Source organism: Bradyrhizobium sp. WBOS08 (genome assembly GCF_024585125.1).
GTDB lineage: Bacteria > Pseudomonadota > Alphaproteobacteria > Rhizobiales > Xanthobacteraceae > Bradyrhizobium > Bradyrhizobium japonicum_B.
Genome location: NZ_CP028988.1, coordinates 1,047,770 through 1,067,529, shown reverse-complemented (window position 1 = coordinate 1,067,529; position 19,760 = coordinate 1,047,770). Strand labels below are relative to the sequence as shown.

At 65.3% G+C, this 19,760-nt stretch carries 21 protein-coding genes; 12 read left to right on the top strand and 9 right to left on the bottom strand.

What is annotated here, in order from left to right; all coding sequences use genetic code 11:
• Positions 1-7: 7 nt before the first annotated feature.
• Positions 8-1,210, bottom strand: a complete 1,203-nt coding sequence (locus DCM80_RS05210; RefSeq protein ID WP_257196023.1) for an FAD-dependent monooxygenase — start codon at positions 1,208-1,210, stop codon at positions 8-10.
• A 19-nt stretch (positions 1,211-1,229) separates the two neighbouring features.
• Positions 1,230-1,475, bottom strand: coding sequence for a zinc-finger domain-containing protein (locus DCM80_RS05205; protein ID WP_007602543.1), 246 nt, complete (start codon positions 1,473-1,475; stop codon positions 1,230-1,232).
• 307 nt (positions 1,476-1,782) lie between these two features.
• On the opposite strand from DCM80_RS05205, the gene DCM80_RS05200 reads away from it, so the two are divergent.
• The 3 genes from DCM80_RS05200 to DCM80_RS05190 all read left to right on the top strand — a co-directional run bounded on the left by DCM80_RS05200 (position 1,783) and on the right by DCM80_RS05190 (position 4,995).
• On the top strand, positions 1,783-2,919 hold the full coding sequence (locus tag DCM80_RS05200) for a hypothetical protein (protein WP_257196022.1): 1,137 nt from the start codon (positions 1,783-1,785) through the stop codon (positions 2,917-2,919).
• 116 nt (positions 2,920-3,035) lie between these two features.
• Positions 3,036-3,791 carry an alpha/beta fold hydrolase gene (locus DCM80_RS05195; protein ID WP_257196021.1) on the top strand — a complete coding sequence of 252 codons (756 nt, stop codon included), beginning with the start codon at positions 3,036-3,038 and terminating at the stop codon, positions 3,789-3,791.
• Positions 3,792-3,831: 40 nt separating this feature from the next.
• Entirely contained in the window at positions 3,832-4,995 is a 1,164-nt protein-coding gene (locus DCM80_RS05190) for a LuxR family transcriptional regulator (RefSeq protein ID WP_257196019.1), read from the top strand.
• Between the two features lie 427 nt (positions 4,996-5,422).
• On the opposite strand, the gene DCM80_RS05185 is transcribed toward DCM80_RS05190, so the two are convergent.
• Entirely contained in the window at positions 5,423-6,358 is a 936-nt protein-coding gene (locus DCM80_RS05185) for a LysR family transcriptional regulator (RefSeq protein WP_257196018.1), read from the bottom strand.
• 106 nt (positions 6,359-6,464) lie between these two features.
• Between DCM80_RS05185 and DCM80_RS05180 the strand changes: the two genes are divergently transcribed.
• From DCM80_RS05180 to DCM80_RS05165, 3 genes are all read left to right on the top strand, one after another.
• Positions 6,465-6,875, top strand: a complete 411-nt coding sequence (locus tag DCM80_RS05180; RefSeq protein ID WP_257196017.1) for a hypothetical protein — start codon at positions 6,465-6,467, stop codon at positions 6,873-6,875.
• Positions 6,876-7,249: 374 nt separating this feature from the next.
• A complete protein-coding gene (locus tag DCM80_RS05170; protein ID WP_257196016.1) occupies positions 7,250-8,590 on the top strand; it encodes a sensor histidine kinase in 1,341 nt (446 codons plus the stop codon).
• A 6-nt stretch (positions 8,591-8,596) separates the two neighbouring features.
• Entirely contained in the window at positions 8,597-9,724 is a 1,128-nt protein-coding gene (locus DCM80_RS05165) for a sugar ABC transporter substrate-binding protein (RefSeq protein ID WP_257196015.1), read from the top strand.
• A gap of 85 nt (positions 9,725-9,809) precedes the next feature.
• Here DCM80_RS05165 and DCM80_RS05160 read toward each other — a convergent pair whose 3' ends face one another.
• Positions 9,810-11,168, bottom strand: a complete 1,359-nt coding sequence (locus DCM80_RS05160) for a hypothetical protein (RefSeq protein ID WP_257196014.1) — start codon at positions 11,166-11,168, stop codon at positions 9,810-9,812.
• Between the two features lie 284 nt (positions 11,169-11,452).
• On the opposite strand from DCM80_RS05160, the gene cysE reads away from it, so the two are divergent.
• Together cysE and DCM80_RS05150 are read left to right on the top strand one after the other, a co-directional pair.
• Positions 11,453-12,277: a serine O-acetyltransferase gene (gene cysE / locus DCM80_RS05155; protein WP_257180669.1), complete on the top strand. Its 825-nt coding sequence runs from the start codon at positions 11,453-11,455 to the stop codon at positions 12,275-12,277.
• A gap of 132 nt (positions 12,278-12,409) precedes the next feature.
• Positions 12,410-12,628 carry a DUF3126 family protein gene (locus DCM80_RS05150; protein ID WP_007602550.1) on the top strand — a complete coding sequence of 73 codons (219 nt, stop codon included), beginning with the start codon at positions 12,410-12,412 and terminating at the stop codon, positions 12,626-12,628.
• 198 nt (positions 12,629-12,826) lie between these two features.
• On the opposite strand, the gene DCM80_RS05145 is transcribed toward DCM80_RS05150, so the two are convergent.
• Together DCM80_RS05145 and DCM80_RS05140 are read right to left on the bottom strand one after the other, a co-directional pair.
• Entirely contained in the window at positions 12,827-14,656 is a 1,830-nt protein-coding gene (locus tag DCM80_RS05145) for a caspase family protein (RefSeq protein WP_257196013.1), read from the bottom strand.
• Between the two features lie 318 nt (positions 14,657-14,974).
• Entirely contained in the window at positions 14,975-15,682 is a 708-nt protein-coding gene (locus DCM80_RS05140; RefSeq protein WP_257196012.1) for a hypothetical protein, read from the bottom strand.
• A 221-nt stretch (positions 15,683-15,903) separates the two neighbouring features.
• Between DCM80_RS05140 and DCM80_RS05135 the strand changes: the two genes are divergently transcribed.
• Both DCM80_RS05135 and DCM80_RS05130 read left to right on the top strand, forming a co-directional pair.
• On the top strand, positions 15,904-16,233 hold the full coding sequence (locus DCM80_RS05135; RefSeq protein WP_257196011.1) for a hypothetical protein: 330 nt from the start codon (positions 15,904-15,906) through the stop codon (positions 16,231-16,233).
• Between the two features lie 87 nt (positions 16,234-16,320).
• Positions 16,321-16,851 carry a gamma carbonic anhydrase family protein gene (locus DCM80_RS05130; protein WP_028137246.1) on the top strand — a complete coding sequence of 177 codons (531 nt, stop codon included), beginning with the start codon at positions 16,321-16,323 and terminating at the stop codon, positions 16,849-16,851.
• Here DCM80_RS05130 and DCM80_RS05125 read toward each other — a convergent pair.
• Positions 16,848-17,012 (bottom strand): hypothetical protein, encoded by a 165-nt coding sequence (locus DCM80_RS05125; protein WP_257180666.1) that lies wholly within the window; start codon positions 17,010-17,012, stop codon positions 16,848-16,850. The two genes, DCM80_RS05130 and DCM80_RS05125, sit on opposite strands and share 4 nt — an antisense overlap.
• Before the next feature lie 94 nt (positions 17,013-17,106).
• Here DCM80_RS05125 and DCM80_RS05120 point away from each other — a divergent pair, with 94 nt between their 5' ends.
• Together DCM80_RS05120 and DCM80_RS05115 are read left to right on the top strand one after the other, a co-directional pair.
• Positions 17,107-17,418: a hypothetical protein gene (locus tag DCM80_RS05120; RefSeq protein ID WP_257196010.1), complete on the top strand. Its 312-nt coding sequence runs from the start codon at positions 17,107-17,109 to the stop codon at positions 17,416-17,418.
• Between the two features lie 103 nt (positions 17,419-17,521).
• Complete coding sequence (locus DCM80_RS05115) at positions 17,522-17,881, top strand: hypothetical protein (RefSeq protein WP_274069657.1); 360 nt, start codon at positions 17,522-17,524, stop codon at positions 17,879-17,881.
• A 191-nt stretch (positions 17,882-18,072) separates the two neighbouring features.
• Here DCM80_RS05115 and DCM80_RS05110 read toward each other — a convergent pair whose 3' ends face one another.
• Both DCM80_RS05110 and DCM80_RS05105 read right to left on the bottom strand, forming a co-directional pair.
• The gene (locus DCM80_RS05110; RefSeq protein ID WP_257180663.1) at positions 18,073-18,567 is read right to left on the bottom strand and encodes a hypothetical protein; all 495 of its coding nucleotides are present in this window, start codon (positions 18,565-18,567) and stop codon (positions 18,073-18,075) included.
• Between the two features lie 269 nt (positions 18,568-18,836).
• Positions 18,837-19,637, bottom strand: a complete 801-nt coding sequence (locus tag DCM80_RS05105) for an outer membrane protein (RefSeq protein WP_257196009.1) — start codon at positions 19,635-19,637, stop codon at positions 18,837-18,839.
• Between the last annotated feature and the right edge of the window lie 123 nt (positions 19,638-19,760).

Below are 19,760 nucleotides of genomic sequence, written 5' to 3'. Positions count from 1 at the left end.
CCCCGGTTCACGGCCGCCAGCCGTAGATCCAGTCCTGCCGCGCCAGCATGCGCTCGGGACCGAGCGCGCGGATCGCAACATCGCGCGCGATCGCCAGCGCCCCGCCGAGATGATAGATGCGGCCCTGCTGGCGCGCGGTCCGCTGCACCCGCCGCACCCGCGCCTCGCGCGCCCGGCCGTATTGCTTCAACGCAGCAGCGATATCAGCGCTGCTCTCGGTGGCTTCAAAGCTCAGATGACGGGCGAGCACCGCGGCATCCTCGATCGCCATGCCGGCTCCTTGCGCTGCAAAGGGCAGCATCGCATGCACGGCATCGCCGAGCAGTGCCACCGGCCCTTTGCTCCAGGGGCAGCCGTCGGGCACGCCGAACAGCGCCCATTTCCGCCAGCTCTCGACCGGGGCGAGCAGCATCCGCGCCGACGGCGGCCAGCGCGGGGCGGCGAAAGCGTCCATCACCTCGCGAAAATCGCCGGGCGTGCTCCAGCCCGGAATGTTCCAGGTGCCCGGCAGCACGGCGACCACGTTGATCTGGCGTCCGCCGGCGATCGGATAGGCGACCAAATGGGCATTCGGTCCCATCCAGAGCTGCACCCGGCGCGCGGTGTAGTCCTTCGGCAGCTGGGTGGCGTCTAACGTGCCGCGCCAGGCGATCAGCCTTGAGAAGCGCGGCTGCACCTCGGGAAACAGATGCTGGCGCACCGTCGACCAGATGCCGTCGGCGCCGATCAGGGCGCTGGCGAGATCGCTGCGGCGGATCGTGCCGCTGCGATGGACCACCGTCAGTCCCTTGGCATGCGGCGCGACGTCCTCGAAGGTCGCGCCCAGCTTCAGATCGATATCGGGATGATCGGCAACGGCGCCTGATAGCGCCGATTGCAGGTCGGCGCGGTGCACCACCCAATAGGGGGCGCCGGCCCGCAGCGAGGCGGCTTCGCCGAGCGGCATGCGCAGCAGCTCGCCGCCGGCCCTCGCGCTCATGATCGAGACCGCTTCCGGGACGACGGCGCGCAGCTTGAGGCGCTCGGTGAGGCCGAGCTCGACCAGCACGCGGCTGGCATTGGGGGAGAGCTGCAGGCCGGCGCCGACTTCCTCGAGGCGCTCGGCCTTTTCCAGCACGACGATGCGAAACCCGCGCGCGGCGAGCGCCAGCGCGGCCGTCAGTCCACCGATGCCGGCACCGGCGATGACGATCGTTCGGGAGAGCGCCACCCCTGACCGACGGATACGGTCAGGCCACCTTGTCCTTCAGGACGCATTCCGGCGGGCGGGCTTCGCCCGCCTTCAGGTCGGCCGCGAAGCGGTACAGCGTCGAGCAGTAGGGGCAGATGATCTCGTTGTCGTTGCCGAGGTCGAGGAAGACGTGCGGATGGTCGAACGGAGGGTTGGCGCCCACGCACATGAACTCTTGCGAGCCGATCTCGATGACGGGGACACCGGCATCGTTGTGGAAGTGCGGGACGACATGATCGGACATCGTAACTCATCCTGGAGTGGCAATGGCGGCAGACACAATCAAGAACTGACGCGGCATCTTTAAGGCGCCGCGGACCATACTGGCGGGTGCAGCTGATTGCTAGTCCGGCGGAACCGAAAGCTCCGCAATTGCCCCATGCTCATTTGCTCATGCAAATTCGACACAATCTTGCGGCCTGAGAGAAGCCCTTCTTTCGTCGGGGACGTTGTGTCGCAATTTTGGCATACTATCTCTGTGGGCGCGTGCATTCGAGACGAAAGACGAATTGTCGGCGCGAGCGATCCCAGGGGCATCCGGGCTGTTCCACATGAAGTGGCTGCGAATCAGTACGGCGTTGGCGGGCATTGCCGCGTGCAGCTTCCTGCTCGCGCTGGTGGCGCCGCATGCCCGTGAGGCCGGCGCGATCCTCGCCGCCCAGGACGATCCCGCCGTGCTGTCCGAGCTCAAGCTGAATGGGCTGCTGCGGCAGAACGAGCGGGTGGTTCAGGACAACATCGAGGCCGCGCTCGCGGCCGGTGATGCCGATCTCGCCGACAGTTTCGTCGCGCTCGCGCGCGACCGCAACATCGCGCTGCCGGACGATCTCCTGAGCCGCGTCAGCGATGCGGTCAAGGCCGAGAATTCCACCTCGCAGTTTGCCAAGCGATTTGCCACCGGCCTCGTCACCGGCAATGCCGATGACGTCGCGAGCCTGTCGGGAACGGTGGCCGGCGATCTCTTCGTGTTCGGCGACATCAGGGACATCGTCCGCGAGGGCAAGCACCTCGCCATGGGCGAGGACACCGATCGCCTCGTGCTCGGGCTTGCGGCCGCCGGCCTTGCGGTGACGGCGGCAACCTATGTGTCCGCCGGCGGTGCGGCGCCGGTGCGCGCCGGACTGACGCTGGTGAAGGATGCGCGCAAGGTCGGGCGGCTCGGCGAGGGGCTCGCCACATGGGCGGGCCGCTCCGCGCGCGAGGTCGTCGACACGCCGATGCTCCGCAATGCGGTCGCCAAAGGATCGGTGCTCCGCCCGGGCGAGACGGTGAGCGCGATCAAGGCTGCGTTTCGGGCCGAGAAGGCCGGGGCGCTGGTGCGGCTCGGCAAGGACGTCACGCGCGTCGCCGGCAAGACCGGCACGCGCGGGGCGATGGATACGTTGCGCATCGCCGAAGGCCCGAAGGACGTCGCGCGCGCAGCGCGGCTTGCCGAAGCGCAAGGCAGCAAGACGCGTGCGATCATGAAGCTGCTCGACCGCGGCGCGCTGCTCTTGATCGGCGGCGCGTTCGATCTGGCGATGTGGCTGTTCGGCGCGATGCTGACGCTGTTCGGTCTGCTGTCGTCCATCAAGGCGACCACCGAGCGCCTGACCCAGGCCTGGTGCGACCGCAGGCGGGCGCGCCGGCTGCGCAAGGCGCGGATCGCAACCGAGGCCGCACTCGCCAACGCGGTCGCGACGGCCTGAGGCGCGAGCCGCTTCGGGCTATTGTTTGAGCACGATGTTGCCGGAAAACCGCTGCACACTTTTCCGGATCGTGGTCTAAGATCAATTCATTCCTCAACATCCTCACGGAACTGAAGATGCCGAGCTTTCACAACGGCGCCGTTGAAATTGCCTATCTCGACGAAGGCGAGGGTGATCCGATCATCCTGGTGCACGGCTTTGCCTCCAGCAAGAACGTGAACTGGGTCTATCCGACCTGGGTCTCGGAGCTGCGCAAGAACGGCCGCCGCGTCATCGCGCTCGACAATCGCGGCCACGGCGACAGCGCCAAGCTGTACGAGCCCGCGCAATATTCGATTCCGACCATGGCCGGCGACGTGCTGGCGCTGATGGATCATCTCGCCATCCCGCAGGCCGACGTCATGGGCTATTCGATGGGCGGGCGGATGGCGGCGTGGCTCTCCCTCAACGAGCCGCAGCGCTTGCGCTCGGCGATCCTCGGCGGCATCGGCATCGGCGGCCTGATCGAGGGCACCGGGCCCGGCGAGACCGTGGCGAAAGCGCTGGAGGCGGCCTCGCTGGACGAGGTCACCGATCCCGTGGGCCGGACCTTCCGTGCCTTCGCGGACCAGACCCGCTCCGATCATCGTGCGCTCGCCGCCTGCCTGCGCGGCACGCGCGACCTCATGACCCGCGAGCAAGCCGCGCGCATCGACGTGCCGGTGCTGATCGCGGTCGGCTCGACCGACGACGTCGCCGGCTCCGCCAGCGCGCTGGGTGCGATCATCCCGGGCTCGGAAGTGCTCGACATTCCCAATCGCGACCACATGCGCGCGGTCGGCGACAAGGTCTACAAGACCGGCGTGCTGGATTTCTTGTCACGGCGCGAGTGAGGAGCCAGCTGGTTCCACGGCAGGATCCGGGCCCCCCTCCTTGTGGCTGGTTGCGTCCCTTGGTCATCCAGCTATAATTTGCGCCATTGGCTCCTTCGCGCAGCGCATGAGTGGATCTGGGCATCTCGATCACCTGATTGATCGCATCTACGAGGCCGGGCTGATACCGTCATTGTGGCCCGAGGTCCTCAATGAAATCGGTATCGCGATCGGCGGGAATGGCGGCCTGCTTTTCGCAGTACGCGACGGCTACCTCAGCGCGCTCAACTCCCATAATTTCGACCAGACCATGCCTCTGTTCCTGAATGAGGGATGGAGTGAGCGCGATCCGTTGCTGCCGCGTGCCGCCGCGCTCAATTACGCCGGCTTCCTCAATGATGGAGACCTGCTGTCGGAGGAGGAGATCGCGACCAATGACGTGTACCGCGATTTCTACCGTCAGCACGGGCTCGGCTACCGAGCGGGGACGATCATCCCGATACCGAGCGGCGATTCGATCGCGATCGTCATGCCGCGACACCAGGACAACGGACCGGTGCCGCGCGACGTCGTCTCGTTCCTCGATGACTTGAGGCCGCATCTGGCTCGGGCGTCCCTGACCGCAAGCCGCCTTGGTTTCGAGCACGCGCGCGCCCAAGCCGATGCATTGCAGGCGATCGGGCTGCCCGGAGCGATATTGCGCGAACGCGGCCGGTTGCTCGCAGCAAACGGCCTGTTCGAAGCGCTGATGCCGTCGCTGTTCCACGACCGCGCCGAGCGGCTGACCTTGACCGATGCTGCCGCGGACGAATTGTTCCTGGCAGCAGTGGGAGCTCCGCTGGTCGGCAACAGCAGGATCGTCAAGTCCGTCGCCATCGCAGCGGCGATCGATCGCGTCCCCATGGTCCTCCATGTCATCCCGGTGCGCGGATCGGCACGCGATATCTTCACGCGAGCCACCTTCATGCTCGTCGTGACCCCGGTCGACCGCGGCGCGGTACCGAGTGCGGAAGTCCTGCAGGGACTTTTCGACCTGACGCCCGCAGAGGCCCAGGTCGCACGTGGCGTTGCACAGGCCGCATCGATCGATGCGCTCGCAGCGACATTCGGCGTTGCGCGAGAGACCGTGCGCACGCAGCTCAAAGCCGTGCTTTCAAAGACCGGTCTTTCCCGTCAGCAGGAGCTCGTCAGCTTGCTCGCCGGCAAGGCATTGCGCGGCGGCTAGACGGTTTTACCATCCGCGGACATATCTCCTTATCGCCCGGCCTGATCTTGCACGCGACGGTCTGGATTAGACTTTGCTTTGGCCCGGTATGCGCAAACTCCCTCGTCACCCAAATGGGTGAAGACTCAAGTCAATCCTCCGGGTTGAAGTTTGTTGGATTGGATCTTGGGCGAGAAGCGGCAACAATGGCCAGACCGGAGTTTCCGATATTCGAGGTGGTCCTGGTGCAGGGCCGGCGAAGAAGATGGGCCTGGAGCGTCTGCACCAGCGAAGGGGCGGTCGCGGCGCAGGGGCGGGAATCAAGTCGACCCGCCGCCAAGTACCAGGCTGAAAGAGCGCTTTTCATGCTGCTTCTGACCGCGCCCTATCGGTCGCGGCTTCCCGTATAGCGAGGCACAGCGCGCTGGGTGCGATGACGACCGATGCCTCACCCTGCCTTGTCGCTGAACTCGGCCGGAAGCGTGTTGAGGAACGACATGACGCGCTGTGTGCGCAGGGGCGGGCGGCGGCCCGACGTGCGCAGCATCCACAGGGGCTCCCCAGGCGCGCGCCAGGGCGCCAGCACCTCGACCAGCCGGCCGGCGCGAAGGTCTTCGTTGACGAGCCACGCCGGCCCCCAGCCGATCCCGAACCCATTCGCGATCAAAGCGAGCGAGGCATGCGCGTCGTCGCAAATGTGCTTGGGCTTGGGCGTGAGGCGAATGGGTGCTTTGCCGCGCGGATCGGTGAAGCGCCAGGTCAGGATCTGACCGCTCGCCGGATTGCGGAAGCCGACATGGTCGTGCGCGGAAAGCTCGAAGGGAGTGGCCGGCGCGCCGCGCGCCTTCAGATAGGCGGGCGAGGCGCAGGCGATCCAGGAGAACGTGCAAAGCCGCCGCGCCTGATGACCGGGCGTGCGGTCGAGGGGCCCTGAGCGGATCGCGACGTCGACGCCTTCCGCGGCGAGATCGAGAATCTCGTTGCGGAATTTGACCTCGATCTCGATTTCCGGCCGTTCCCGCAGGAACGCGGGCAGCCGCGGCAGGATGCAGGCGCGCGCGAATGAGGCGGGGGCGGTCACGCGCACCCGTCCGCCATCGTTGCGCGCGACTTCGCCGAGCGCGGATTGCACATGAGCGAGACTCTCGACCAGCGCGCGTCCCGCCGTCATCAGCCGGTCGCCCTCGTCGGTCAGCGCCAACGAATGGGTGGAGCGATGCAACAGCCGCACCCCGCGAGCCTGTTCCAGGCGGGCAACCGCCTTGGACATCGCCGAGGTGGTCGTCCCCGCCCGCCGCGCCGCCTCGGCGAACGAGCCCGCCTCGACCACGCGGACGAAGGCGACCAGACGGGAGAGATCGGGAGGCAAGGCCGTTGTGGACATGCAGTCCACACAATCATGGCTGTCCAGTCGCTACAAGAGCCTTTCCGAACCCCCTAATTGGAGAGCGTCAGCGCGCATCTGCGGCGCTCGAAACATGGGAAGACCGATGAACCCGATCGAAATCACCCTGCAAGCCCTCGACGCCGCCGAGCGGGCGATCCCATCCGGCCAGCCGATCTACATGCTCAATCTGCTGCGCTATCGCGCGCAGGCGCATTACGAGGACGGATTCGACGCCGCGCCTTGCTCGGGCCGCGAAGCCTTCAATGAACGCTATCGGCCGGCATTCCGGCGTCTGGCGGCCGGTAAGCCGCTCGTGCGGGTATTCTCCGTCCCGGTCCTGGCGCCCATCGTCGGCTCGCCGGGCGAACGCTGGGACGAAGCGGCGATCAATGAGTACGGCGACTTCGCCACCTTCCGCGCGATCGTCGAAACCGAGACCTACCGGCGCGACGTCGCCCCGCACCGGCACGCGGCGCTCGAGGATTTCCGGCTGATCGCGCTCGCCAAGGAGTGAGATGGAGATGCCTGCGCGGCGCGCGCGATCTCATGACGAAGGACGAGGTCGCGCGCATCGACATGTCCATGCCGATCGCAGTCGGCTCGACCGACGATGTCGCCGACTCCGCCAGCGCGCTCGGCGCCATCGTCCCAGGTGCACGAAGTGCTCGAAATTGCCGGCGCGAGGATACCCGAGGGGGTGGCGATTGGGTCGCGAGACCGGCGTGTTGGTTTCTGTAGCGCGCAGGTGAACCGCCAAGGGCGCAAAGCCTAAACAGCTGATTTACCTTACCATTTCAACTTGAGACGCTGAGCCGCGTTAAGCGGCGAATTGTACACAGGCCGGGCGGAAGTCGTGTAAGGTCGGGCTTCCCTTTAGCTCCGAGCCCCATGCCCATCTCAAGCCGCTTTGTGATCAGTTCGAGCGTCATCCTGCTCGCGATCGGCTTTCTGACGCTCCTGGGAATCATCGGCTCCACCGTCTGGCTCGGCGAAAACGCCAACGCCTATTTCGAACAGAGCAGCCGCTCGCGAGGACTACGGCTTTCCGCCGTGGAGGTGCGCAGCGCCCTGCAGATCGCTGAATCAAGTCAACGCGGCTATCTGTTCGACGGCAACGAGATTTATCTTGCGCCCTACGACGCCGCCAAGGCGGAAGTCCTGACGCAGTTTGAGAGCCTCAAGGAACTGCTTCCCCGCTCTCCGCAGAACGTGGCGGTGCTCGACCGGCTATCGCAAATCATTCCGGAGAAAGTCGCCGAGATGGACAAGAGCGTCGCGCTGAAGGGAGGGCTCGACGACGAACAGGCGAAGGAGGGCTTCCGCAGTAATCGCGGCAAGGCCCTCATGGATGAAGCGAACCTGTTCCTCTCCAGCATTATTCGCCAGGCCGACGACGCACAGGAAGCGCTCCAGCAGGAGCAGCGGCGGAATGCCTTGTTGCTCCGCCTGGTGACCACGATCGGGGGCCTCATCATCATCCTGGTCGTCGGTGCGACCACAGCCACGGTTTTCCGCTATGCTTGGGAGGTGTCGCGCGCCAGGAACGAGCTGAATGCCTTGAACCTCACGCTCGAGGACCGCGTGACGAAGCGAACGGCGCAGCTGGCGGAAGCCCGTGACCGCGCGGAGCTGCTGGTGGCAGAGGTCAATCATCGCGTCGCCAACAGCCTGTCGCTGGTCGCCTCCCTTGTCCGCCTGCAATCCAACCTGATCACGGACAGCTCTTCGAAGGAGGCGCTCAAGGAAACGGAGACACGGATCCTCGCGGTGGCTTCGGTTCACAAGCGCCTCTACAGCGGCGCCGACGCGCGTTTTGTCGACCTCCAGGAATATCTCTCAAGTGTTCTCGAACACGTCGAGGCGTCCATGCGCGGCCAGGGCCACGTGGCTTCCTTGAAGTATGAGCTGGAACCGCTGATGCTGAAAACCGATTGGACCATCAATCTCGGCGTTATCGTCACGGAGTGGGTGACGAATGCATTCAAGTACGCCTATCCGGAAAAGCCGGGTGAAGTGCGCGTGCGACTGCGCAAGCGGACCGACGGCAAGGCTGAGCTGTCGGTAGAGGATGACGGCGTAGGTCGGGTCGAAGGCCCCGCCAAGGGCACCGGGCTCGGATCGCGGATCGTCAACGCGATGGCGCGTTCGCTTGGAGCCGATGTCGAATATATCGCGAATGGCCGAGGCACTGTCGCACGCTTGGCGTTCGCCGCGGGAACGGAAGGCTGACGATCGATGCGGTGGCCTTTCATTCTGGCATTCGCTGCCACGCTGCCGGGATTTGCTGCTGCCGTCGAGGCGCAGCCGGGCGCGCCCGGCATCACCAAGCCCGTCGTCTTGCCCCCTTACGATTCGAACGCGCCTGGCTGCAACAAGCCCGCCGACCTCAACCGCGTTCTCGCTTTCGCGCAGGACAACGAGCGAAAATTCATGCAAGGCGTCGCGCGTGGCCTGGAATTGGCCGCCGGGGACCGCGGTCTGGATTATCGACTGGCCCAGGCGGGCAACGACGCCAGTTTGATGAGCCGGCAGATTGCATCATTGCGTAACGACAAGGTCGGCGCATTGGTTGCAGCGCCCGTCAACGCGCTCTCACTTGCGCCCGTGCTGCAGCAGGTGATCTGGACTGGAGCCTATGTTGGAACGGTCGTGCCGCCGCCCGCGACGACGATCCTCAATGCACCGCAATATCTGACCGGCAAGGTCCTGGCTGACGAAGCGGCGGCCTATATCAAGGCCAGGCTCAACGGTCGGGCAAAAGTGGTGTTGCTCACCCACGACAGCCTGCAATTCCTCGCTCCGCGTTTTACGGCGATGCGAGACACCCTCAGGACGGTGCCAGGCGTCACCATCGTCGCCGATATTTCGCCGCTCACCGTGGATGAAGCGGGCGGTGCTGCCATGATGCGGACGATCTTGCTGGCCAATCCGGATGTCGACGTGGTGCTCGGCGCAGATACGGTTGTCTTGGGAGCACTGGCCGCAATGCGCGAGGCGGGCAAGGTCCGGAACGACCAGTTCTTCGGCGGCATTGACGGCGAGCCTGCAGCGGTCGCCGAGATCAGGCGCGGTGGTCCCTACAAGACCAGTGTCAGCCTGGCCAGCCCGATCTTCGGATATGCGATGGGTCAACACGCCGCCGACTGGCTCGATGGCAAGAGCATTCCCAAGGCGATGGATATTTTGCCGAAGGCGCTGACCTTGCAAAACCTGGCGCAATACGAAGCCGACGTTGCGGACCCCGCGGCCGTGTACAACGAGCCCAGACGACGCGACAGCTATCTCAAAATGTACGGCAACATCTGCTTCGACAGCCGCGACCAATATCTGAACTTCCCGTGGTCCTCAGAGCGGAAGAGCTAAATTCGGAGGAGGGCGCGTCGCCGTTCCTCACGTCCCTCGTAGCGCCACCGGGGCTCAAGTCAGGCGTGTGACGCTTCAACCAGCCTTACTCAGCCTTGGCGTCATCGCCCAACCGCCGCGCCGCGGCCATCAACACCACGAACGTCGCAACCCACACCATCCGCGCGCCGTAGCGGTCGTGTGGGCCGGAGATGACGGCGCAGATGAAGGCGTTGCCGAGCAGGGCCAGCGTCACGGTCGCCGCCAGCAATGTCAGGTCGTCGAGCCGGCGGCTCGCGAGAGCGTTGCCGAGCAGTGCGAGCAGCCCAAGCATCGAGGCCAGCGCCACCGGCACGTGCAGCCAGTTGATCGCGGTGAAGTCGAGCTGCCAATTCTGCTGCCGCGCCGCCCGCATCGGCGGGACTTGCGCGGGGATATAGCGCTCGATGATGCCGCGGGTGTGCGGGATCCAGCCATCGGTGCCTTCGCCGGTCGCGACATGCAGCAATTGCTGGCCCATGGCGCGCAGTGCCGCGGCGGCCTGCCAGGCCGGATAGTCCTTGATCGACTGCACGACGATGTAACCCATCTCGTCGTTCATGCCTTCGAAGCGGCCGAGCGTGTTGAACATGCTCTTGCCCCACAGGAACTCGTCGGCGGTCGCCGGCAGCTCGTTGCGATAGGGACAGAGCTTGTAGCGCTCGCGCGGGCAGCGGTCGTTAAGATAGCGCGCGACGATGCCGTCCTGCATCATGCGGCCGAAGGCGACGCCGTAGCCGCCGGGCGTCCAGGCCAGCTTGCCGGACAGCGCGTAGTTCGCCGAGATCAGCATCAGGCTGCCCGCGACGATGGTGAGGCTCGCCTGTGCCAATCCGGCCAGCGGCAGGCGCTGCTTAAGGAACGGCCGCGCCATCCAGCCCGCAATGCAAAGGCCGAGCAGCACGCCGAGCGTGGCGCTGTGGGTCGCCGCGGCAAAGGCGGTGAAGACGAACAGCGAGATCTTCTCGAGTGTCGAGATGCGGCCTGCGCCGACCACCAGCAGGAACAGCGACAGGATCGAGAGCCCGGCAAAGATGTCGGTGAGCAGCATGCTCGCCAGCCATGGCAGCGCGGTCGCCACGATCAGGCACAGGCTGATCGCGACGAAGCGGAAGGTCTGCATCATCGAGAGCACGCGCAGGGTGAGCTGCAGCAGCCACAGCGTCGCCAGCGACTGGACCGCGAGGTTGGTCCAGAAACCAAAACTCTCGCCATAATGCAGATAGAGCCCGAACACCGTGGAGCGGCTGGGAACGAGATAGCCCTCGTACCAGCGCGCCAGATAGCCGCCGGTATCCCATTGCAGCAGCGGATAGCCGTTCCAGAACGCCGGCGCGAGCAAGAGGAGGGGCAGAGCCATTGCCGCTACGCGCAGCCAAGACGCCCCCGCGGCGCGTGCGCGCAATTGATCGGTGGTGATGCTCAAATTCGTTCCGTCCCCGGTTCCGACCATGCTCGCATAGCGGTTCCCGGAGAATTCACCAATAGTCTGACGGCCGGCCGGCTTGAATTTGGCGAAACTCTGACCACGTTGAGCCGACCTTGCCGCTTGGGGGTTACAGAAGAAGTTGTTGTTTTCCAACGGCTTGGTGCGCCTTCGCCGGGCAGGGTGATGTTCGCTCTCAGGCAAGCCCGTCAGGGCTTTGTCGCCTAGACTGTGCTATAGAACCGAAACGAGCCCTTCAGAGGGCAGACCCAAAGAGAAAATCCATGGCAGTGCATCAGGTCAATCCGGGGGGAAAGCTCGCATCGCTCGATCCGATCTGGGACCGGATCCGGGGCGAAGCGGAAGACATCGTCCGACGCGAGCCGGAGCTTGCGACCTTCATCTATTCGTCTGTGCTGCATCACAGCCGCCTGGAGGACTCGGTGGTTCACCGCGTCGCCGAACGGCTCGATCACTCCGCGTTGTCCGGCGAGCTGGTCCGCCAGGCCTATGGCGAGGCGCTGCGCGACGAACCCGATCTCGGCAACGCCTTCCGCGCCGATCTCGTCGCCGTCTATGACCGCGATCCCGCGACCTCCCGCTTCATCGATCCCTTGCTCTACTTCAAGGGCTTTCACGCGATCCAGACCCACCGCCTGGCGCACTGGCTCTATCTGAGGGGCCGCAAGGATTTCGCGTATTATCTGCAGAGCCGCGCCTCCGCGGTGTTCCAGACCGACATCAATCCCGCCGCGCGCATCGGCCGCGGCATCTTCCTCGACCACGCCACCGGCTTCGTCTGCGGCGAGACGGCGGTGATCGAGGACGACGTCTCGATCCTGCACGGCGTCACGCTCGGCGGTACCGGCAAGGAGAACGAGGATCGTCATCCCAAGATTCGCCACGGCGTCCTGATCGGCGCCGGCGCAAAGATCCTCGGCAACATCGAGATCGGCCATTGCGCGCGCATCGCCGCGGGCTCAGTGGTGGTCAAGCCGGTGCCGCACAACGTCACGGTTGCGGGCGTGCCCGCCAAGATCGTCGGCGAAGCCGGCTGCGCCGAGCCGTCGCGCACCATGGATCAGATGATCAACGCCATGGGGCTGTGAGCAAGCTCTTGACGTTGCGAAGGGCCGGATTTTCCGGCCCTTTCCGTCCCCAAATTCTCTAGCAATTCATGCTGGCGGTTCGCCGCGTCTCGTCCTAAAACGCGGCCGACCAATTTCGATCGGAGACTTGCCGTGGACGTCAAAGAAGTCAGAAAGCTCGATGCGTATCTGAAGCGCGTATTCGGCAATCCCAAGATCCGCGTCGTGCCGCGGCCGAAGAAGGACGATTCCGCCGAAGTCTATATCGGCGAGGAATTCATCGGTGTCCTGTTCGTCGACGACGAGGACGACGATCGCTCGTTCCAGTTCCAGATGGCGATCCTCGAGGACGATCTGGTCGATCAGGAGTAGTTTCGACGCCTCGTGTCCCGGACGCACTGCACCGCTCTATAGCGCGTGCGTAGACGCGCATACGACGTTGCAGTGCAGAGCCGGGACCCAGAAGTCACACGCCGCGTCGCTCCAGCAAGGGGCCCCGATCCCGACAAACGTGTCTCACCTGCCGACAAACCCGCTTGGCTGCAAGCAACCTTCCCCGTGGCCGGCTTCTTAGTTGCAGATTTCAATGAGCGACGTACCAGTTATTCCGCTTCCCCTCCCCGCATTTTCGAGCCGGCAGCCCGAACGAACCGGACGACAACCGACAGAGTTGCAAAAGATCTGACCCGTCGCCTGCGGCTTCGCGGGTGTGGTTTCGACCTTCTTCCTTTCATTGTCTCGCTTATTGGCATCCTCGCGGGTCGCGACCGGCTTCTTGTCCTGCACCTTCTCGCACTCATTGTCGTCGTTGACGCGGTAGCCGGCGCGGCAGGTGATCTTCACGCAAGTATCGCCGTCCGCCTTGAAGCCGCGATTGCAGACCAGCGGGCAGACGCGCCCCGACTTGGCCTTGATGGCGTCGAGCGCTTCGAAGCTCGCCTGCTTGGTGTCGAGCTTCGTTCCCGCATGTTGGTTGAACAGCGTCAGCGAGCGTTGTGACGATGCATTCCAGTCGCCATCGGCGGCGGCGGCCAGACAGCCCACGCGGCGCAGCTCCGACTGTACCAGCTTTGCGGCCTCCTGCGGCGACAGGCCGGGCGTCGACTGAGTAGGAGCCAGGGCCGCGACCTTCTGCTCAGCGTCACGCTGAGCCTTCTCTTTGGCGGCGAGCTCAGCAGCCGCCTTGTCGTTCGCAATCTTCTCGGCCCGCGCCTTTTCGGCGGCCTGCTTGTCGGCCAGCGCTTTGGCAACCGCGGCCTCCGCGTCCTTCCTGCGCTGCTCTGCTGCGGCCGCCCTGGCCTCCTCGATCTGCTTGGCTTTCTCCGCGGCGATGCGAGCGTCCTCCGCTGCCTTGGCTGCGGCCGCAGCCTTGTCCTGCTCCGCTTTCTTGGCCCGCTCGGCCGCGAGCCGTGACTTTTCCTCTTCGGCTTGCCGGGCCTTGTCCGCCGCCGCAGCACGCGTTTCTTCAGCTGCAATCCTGTTCATCTGTCCCTTGGCGAGACTGGCGTAAAATCCATCAGGATATTGCGCGAGGAAAGCGGTCCAGACTTCTCTGGTGCCGATTTGAAGCGCCAGCTCGTAATCCCGGCGCACGCTATCCTGAGGATTGGCCTGCGGCCCGACGGCAACCGGCTTGGCAGGGACCAGCGCCACATCGTCGCCGCCGAGCGAGCCGTACACATAGGGCTCCTGCTTGTAGCTGGTGGTCTTGAGCACGTCGTCGCGCACGAAGCCGAACGCCTTGCGTAAGTCCAGGCCCGGCATTGGCAGGCGTTCGACCAGGGCGGTGGCGAACGGGCTGTTCCTGGCATCGCCGTCCGAGGCGGTCGAGCCCGCCTTAGCCGCGAAGGCGATCATGGTGTTGGGACTGGTCGGCTCGACCTTGGCGAGGCCGCGGCCGATGGCGCGGGAGGCAATCGTGCGCTTCATGGTCTTGGCGAACGGATTGTCGCGGCAGGCGTCGAGGATGATCAGACGCAGCTGCTTTGCGGGTTCGACTGCGAACAGGGCGCGGTCCAGCGCAATCGTCTCGTCGAGCACGTCGCTGTCGGTCTCGAGCGTCGCGTCGGTTGGGATCAGGTAGTTGGTGCCGTCGAGTTCGATGCCGTGGCCGGCATAATAGACCACCGCGACGTCGGCCTCGCGGGCTTTGCCACCAAAATCGCGCAGGGCCTTGCGCATCTCGGCGACGTTGAGGTCGTGCTTGACGTCGACGACGTCGAACCCGGCCTTCCTGAACATGCCGCCGACCAGCGCGGCATCGTTCGCGGGGTTCGCCAGCCGCGCCACGTTCTTGTAGGCCGAGTTGCCCATGACGAGCGCGACGCGCCTCTCGGCGTGCGCAGCGCCGGTCCCGAACCAGCTCGCAACAATCAACAAAGCCAACAGCCGAAACCGCATTCCAGCCCCCGAATGCAATAGCGTCAGATCATTCGCACAATGCCCCAGTGCAAATGATGATCAGTGATATCAGTCACACACCGGGGCGGCGACCCGGGCAATTCCGGTGCCGGCAGAAGATGCGCAACCGCATCATTCAACTGCCGCTCTCGTGAGGCCATTGTGCCTCTGTTTTGCCCGTCGGGTCAACGGCCGTTCGAAAAATACGAAAATGCTTAATGCTCCCAATGCTCGGCTACTTTGCATGGGGTTGTTTTCGCATTTTTTGTTTTGGCGGCGACAGCCCTGCCGATCTCACGGCAGAGCAGGCGGCTAGGTTCACCCCTTCGGCCCGCGCAGCTGCGCGGTCAGCCGGTCCATCGCGTCCGCCACGTCGTGCCAGTGCGACAGCCAGCTGCGCGGGAAGCGGAAGGTGAGGTCGGCGCCGCCGACGCGGCGCTCGGACAGGCACATGCCCGGCGTCGCCCCATCGCGGGTGCAGCGCGCGGTCAGCGCCGGTCTTGCCGCGGAATAGAGATCCTCGCTGCCGTAGGGCGTATCGCTGCGGAACATCCGCATGGTCAGTCCGTCGGCGGGCTGGGCCGCAGCCTGGTCGAGATAGCGCGGATAGATCGTGGTCGTGCGCTGCTCGGGCGAGAGCGCATCGTGATGGGCTGCGATCGACAGGAAGATGCGGTCGATCGATCGCACCGCCGCTTCCACCGTCTCGGCGGTGACGTGCTTGGGCGCGCCCGGCGGCTCCAGCGAGGGATAGAGGAAGTCGAGATCGATGCGCTCCTGCGGTCCGGAGTGCCGCTGGATCTTCATGCGGATCGCGTTCACGGGCAGGTTGAAAAGCGTGCCGCCGACGCTCACCGGCAGCTTGTCCGGGGCGTTGGCGCCGCGCGGGCCCCAGGTCGGCCACAGCAGATAGGCGACCAGCGCGACCGCGCCGGCCGCGGCAAGGCCGCCGAGCACGATTGGGACGACATGCGCCCGGGCGCGCGTGCGAGGGGACCTGAAGGGAGCTTCCGAAAACACCGTCATGAGCTGGCGCAAGAGATCCGGACGCCGGCCGCCGGCCGGCGAATCAGCGGCGAATATGCCACGCGGCAGCGATTTCGCGCAGCGTTCCGCACCTGCGGCGGGCGGGGACGGCCCTGCGCGGAACAGCGGCGGCGTTAACCTTCGCTTAAGGATAATGTAGCGTTAACCCGCACTCTTTGTCACAGGAAGGCGGTGGCGTTGCGTAAGGGCGGACCGTTCCGATGACACCTGAAGCTCTCAATATGTTTTTTGCGATCTGCATTGGCTTCGCGCTCGCGGGCGCGCTCGTGAACGGATACCAGGCGCTGGCGCAGCGCCCCGCCGGCTTCGGCCTGTTGCAGGACGGCGTGGCGCCGAAGACCTTCGCGGCGGTGCCGTTCCTGGTTTTCGCCGCGCCCTTCATCATCATGCGCAACACGCTGCGCGGCAGGCGGCTGGAAAGCCGCCGCGCCGAGTTCGTGATGATGGCAACCGTCATCGCCGGGTTCTGGAGCATGATGAGCGGCACCTTCTTCCTGATGACGCTGCGCGCGGCCGGCGTTCTGGGCTGACGCCCGGCCGGATCACCCGGCGCGTCGGTTCCTTTGCCTCCTCGCCGCCGTTTCGCTATGGCTGGGGCGACGTGACAGGAGACCTCCATGGCGATCTACGAGCTCGACGGGCAGGCGCCCGACCTTCCCGCCGACGGCAATTATTTCATTGCGGACACCGCGACCGTGATCGGCCGGGTGCGCCTGAAGCCGGGCGCGAGCGTCTGGTTCGGCGCCGTGCTGCGCGGCGACAATGAGTGGATCGAGATCGGCGAGGGCGCCAATGTGCAGGACGGCTCGACCTGCCACACCGATCTCGGCTTTCCGCTTGTGGTCGGCCGGAACTGCACGGTCGGCCACAACGTCATCCTGCATGGCTGCAGCATCGAGGAGGGCGCGCTCATCGGCATGGGCTCGATCGTGATGAACGGCGCCAGGATAGGCCGCAACAGCATCGTCGGGGCTGGTTCCGTCATCACCGAGGGCAAGGAATTTCCCGAACGTTCCCTGATCATCGGCTCGCCGGCCCGCGTGCTCCGCACGCTCGACGACGCCCAGGTGCAGAAGATGGGCAGCGCGGCGAAGTTCTACGCGGCCAACGGCCCGCGCTTCAAGCAGGGCCTGAAGCGGATCGGCTAAGTGCCTTCGGACTCGCGGGCTTCCCTGGCGCTTGCGATCTTCTCGTGGCCCGCCGACCACAAGGCGTGATCGTCGCTGCCGTCCGAATAAGGGTTTGCCTCAGCCGGAATGTTTTCGCGCGCGGCGCGTTCGCCTTCTGCAAAAGGATCGCGATCGGTCATCGAATTTTTCTCCTTAGCTTTCAAGCTGAGGTAACGGCGTTTGTTCCGGAACCGGATTCCGCCGCGGCGGTTGACCGGTAAAGGAGAATTCTCCATGGCCGCATCGCCTGTAGCCGTCTCGACAAGAACCCTGATCCTGATCCTCGCGCTTGCGGCGATGCCGGCCGTCGCCTTCGCGCAGGCGGCTGGCGGCTCTGGCGGAACGAGCGGTGGCGCCGCAGGGTCGACCGGAGGTGTCGCCAATTCGCCGGCGCCGCCGCCCGGCACCAACAGCCTCGGCACGGCTCAATCGTCCGGCCCCGGCGGCGGAGGCGCTGCCGCCACTGGCGGCGGGACGGACGCCGCCGTCAATGCCGAGAATCGCCTGCTCGACAAGAAGCTCAAGAGCATCTGCCGCGGCTGCTGAATGCTCGCGCGGAAGTGAGGCAGTGTGGCTGTCCGGAATGTCCTGATGGCGTTAGCTTGGTCCCGCTTGAAGCGTGGAGCGTGTCCACGCGGAGGATCGAGTGATGTTACGCAGGATGATGATGGCGGCGCTGGCCGTGGCAGTGGTCGGGCTCGCAGTGCCGCAAGCGGCCGAGGCGCGCGGGTTCGGACATGGCGGCCACTGGCATGGCGGTGGTGGTTGGGGCCATGGCGGCCATTGGCGTGGCGGTGGCTTCTGGCCCGGCGTGGCGATCGGAGCGGGGATCGCGGGTGCCGGCCTGTACGGCGGCTATTACGGCTATGGTTACGGCTACCCCTATTACGCCGTTCCCGACGACTATGGTCCCGCCTACAACGATGGCTACGGCGGCTGCTACGTCGTGCGGAAGCGCGTCATGACCCCTGCGGGATGGCGGTATCGCCGTGTGGATGTCTGCGAATAGCGCCCTTGGCGAGATGCTGACCCCACTAAAAAACAAGGCCGTTGACGCAGTATACCGTCAACGACCTTGCCAGCCCCGGACATTGAAATCGGCTCACGCCATCCGGTAACCGGGAGCATCGCGCGGAATCACACGGGCGAATGTGATCCAGTTCACAAGTCGAAAAAATTACGGGCGCTGCCGTGAGTTGCCTAGCCGCGCGAGCGCTTGCGCGCGCTGGCCTGGGCGCGGTGCCGCACCGGTTTCCTGCGGGTAACCGCGGGCGCCTCGACGTCGGTGGCTCGCGCGCTGGCGAATGACTGCCGCAGGCCGTCGATGGACTCGTTCAGCGATGCCACCTGCTCGGACAGCCGCTTGGTGTCGGCCTGCTGCGCCGCCATCAGCCGCTTCATCGTCTGGAGCTGATCCTGCACCACCTGGAGCTGGTCGATCGATTCCTGCTGGGTCGCCTCCAGCCCCTTGGTCTTCTCGACCAGCTGCTCGGAAGCCTGCGCGGTCCGCGCCTGGAGCTGCCGCGATGCCACCACCCGGTCGGTCTCGGGCGCGGCGCCGGTATAGGCACGCCAGATCGCGATCGAGGTGACGCCGGCGATCAGGAGCAGGAGCGCTGCGGCGGTCAGCGCGATGGGCTGGGCGCCGAGACGGAGAAGCGGGTTGGACGGTGTGTCCTGGGCGAGATCGATCATCGCTGACAAAACCCAAATTGAAACTTGGTGAGTGGCGAAGACCGGCAGCCCTGAGGCGGCCGGGGCGTCCCGAAAGCGTTACGTGTCGGCAAGGAATGGGACCAAAAAGAGGCTGGTTGGGCTCAAGGGGAAGATACGTGCAGAAAAGGAGGTTCGATAACACCTTTTCCGCCGCGTTTCGTGAGATTCGGTCAATCCGGGTCGCGGCCGTCCGCCCGAGGACGCGTTGCTGACCGTTGATCGGGACTTCGCTCGTTAGTGCTTCCGCATCAGAATCGGTAGGCGAGGCCGACCGTCGCAGTATGGGTGCGGGCCCTGACGTGGGCGGTGAAGCGGTCGTCGAACCCGATTCCGGTCCCGCCTGCGGCGAAGAACGTTTGGGTCCACGTCCCGAAATCGGCGTATCGGTAATCGACGCGCGCGAGCCAATGACCGCCGATCATGTGCTCGACGCCGCCGCCGACGGTCCATCCGACCCGCGTCGACGGAAGAGTTTCGTTGTGAGAAGCGCCGAAGCAGAACGAGTTTCCGGGAACCACGGTGCAACTGGCGTTCAGTTCGAGGTGCTGCCACGCCACGCCGCCCGTGCCGTAGACCAAGATGGCGGGCGCGACCAGATAGCCGAGACGGCCGCGGAGGCTGCCGTCCCATGTTTCCCGCACGCTGCCGGATGGAAGTCCGATCAAGGGTGCTCCGAAGAAGAGCCCGGTCGTCCCCGGTATAGGATTCATCGTCTTCTTGTTGTCGGCCCACCCAAAATCGGCCTCGACGCCGGCGATCCAGGATGTCGAGATCTGAGCGTTGTAGCCGAGATAGCCCCCGAACCTGGCCGCTACGCTGTCGATTGCGCCCCCGGTGCCGGCTGTCGGTGCGAATGCACCGGCACCGAAGTTCGGGGCGATGTCACTGGTGTGCCAGTCGCTGGCCGCCCAGCGGGCGCCGAGCGACACGCCGGCATAGAATCCAGACCATGACGGCACTGCCGGCAGCGCCTTCGCCGGCATGTCGGCGGCCAGCGCCGAACCTGCGACAGCAGCCCATGCCAGTGCTCCAGCAAACTTTGCGATCAAGTCTCTCGCCATGCTCCGCCCCCACGTGCGCACCGAATCTGAGTCCGGGCAGATTCGCAGGTTGCAGCAAGCGCGACAACGAATGTGGAACTCGATGCCGCGAAAAGCGTGCGCTGTTGTCGG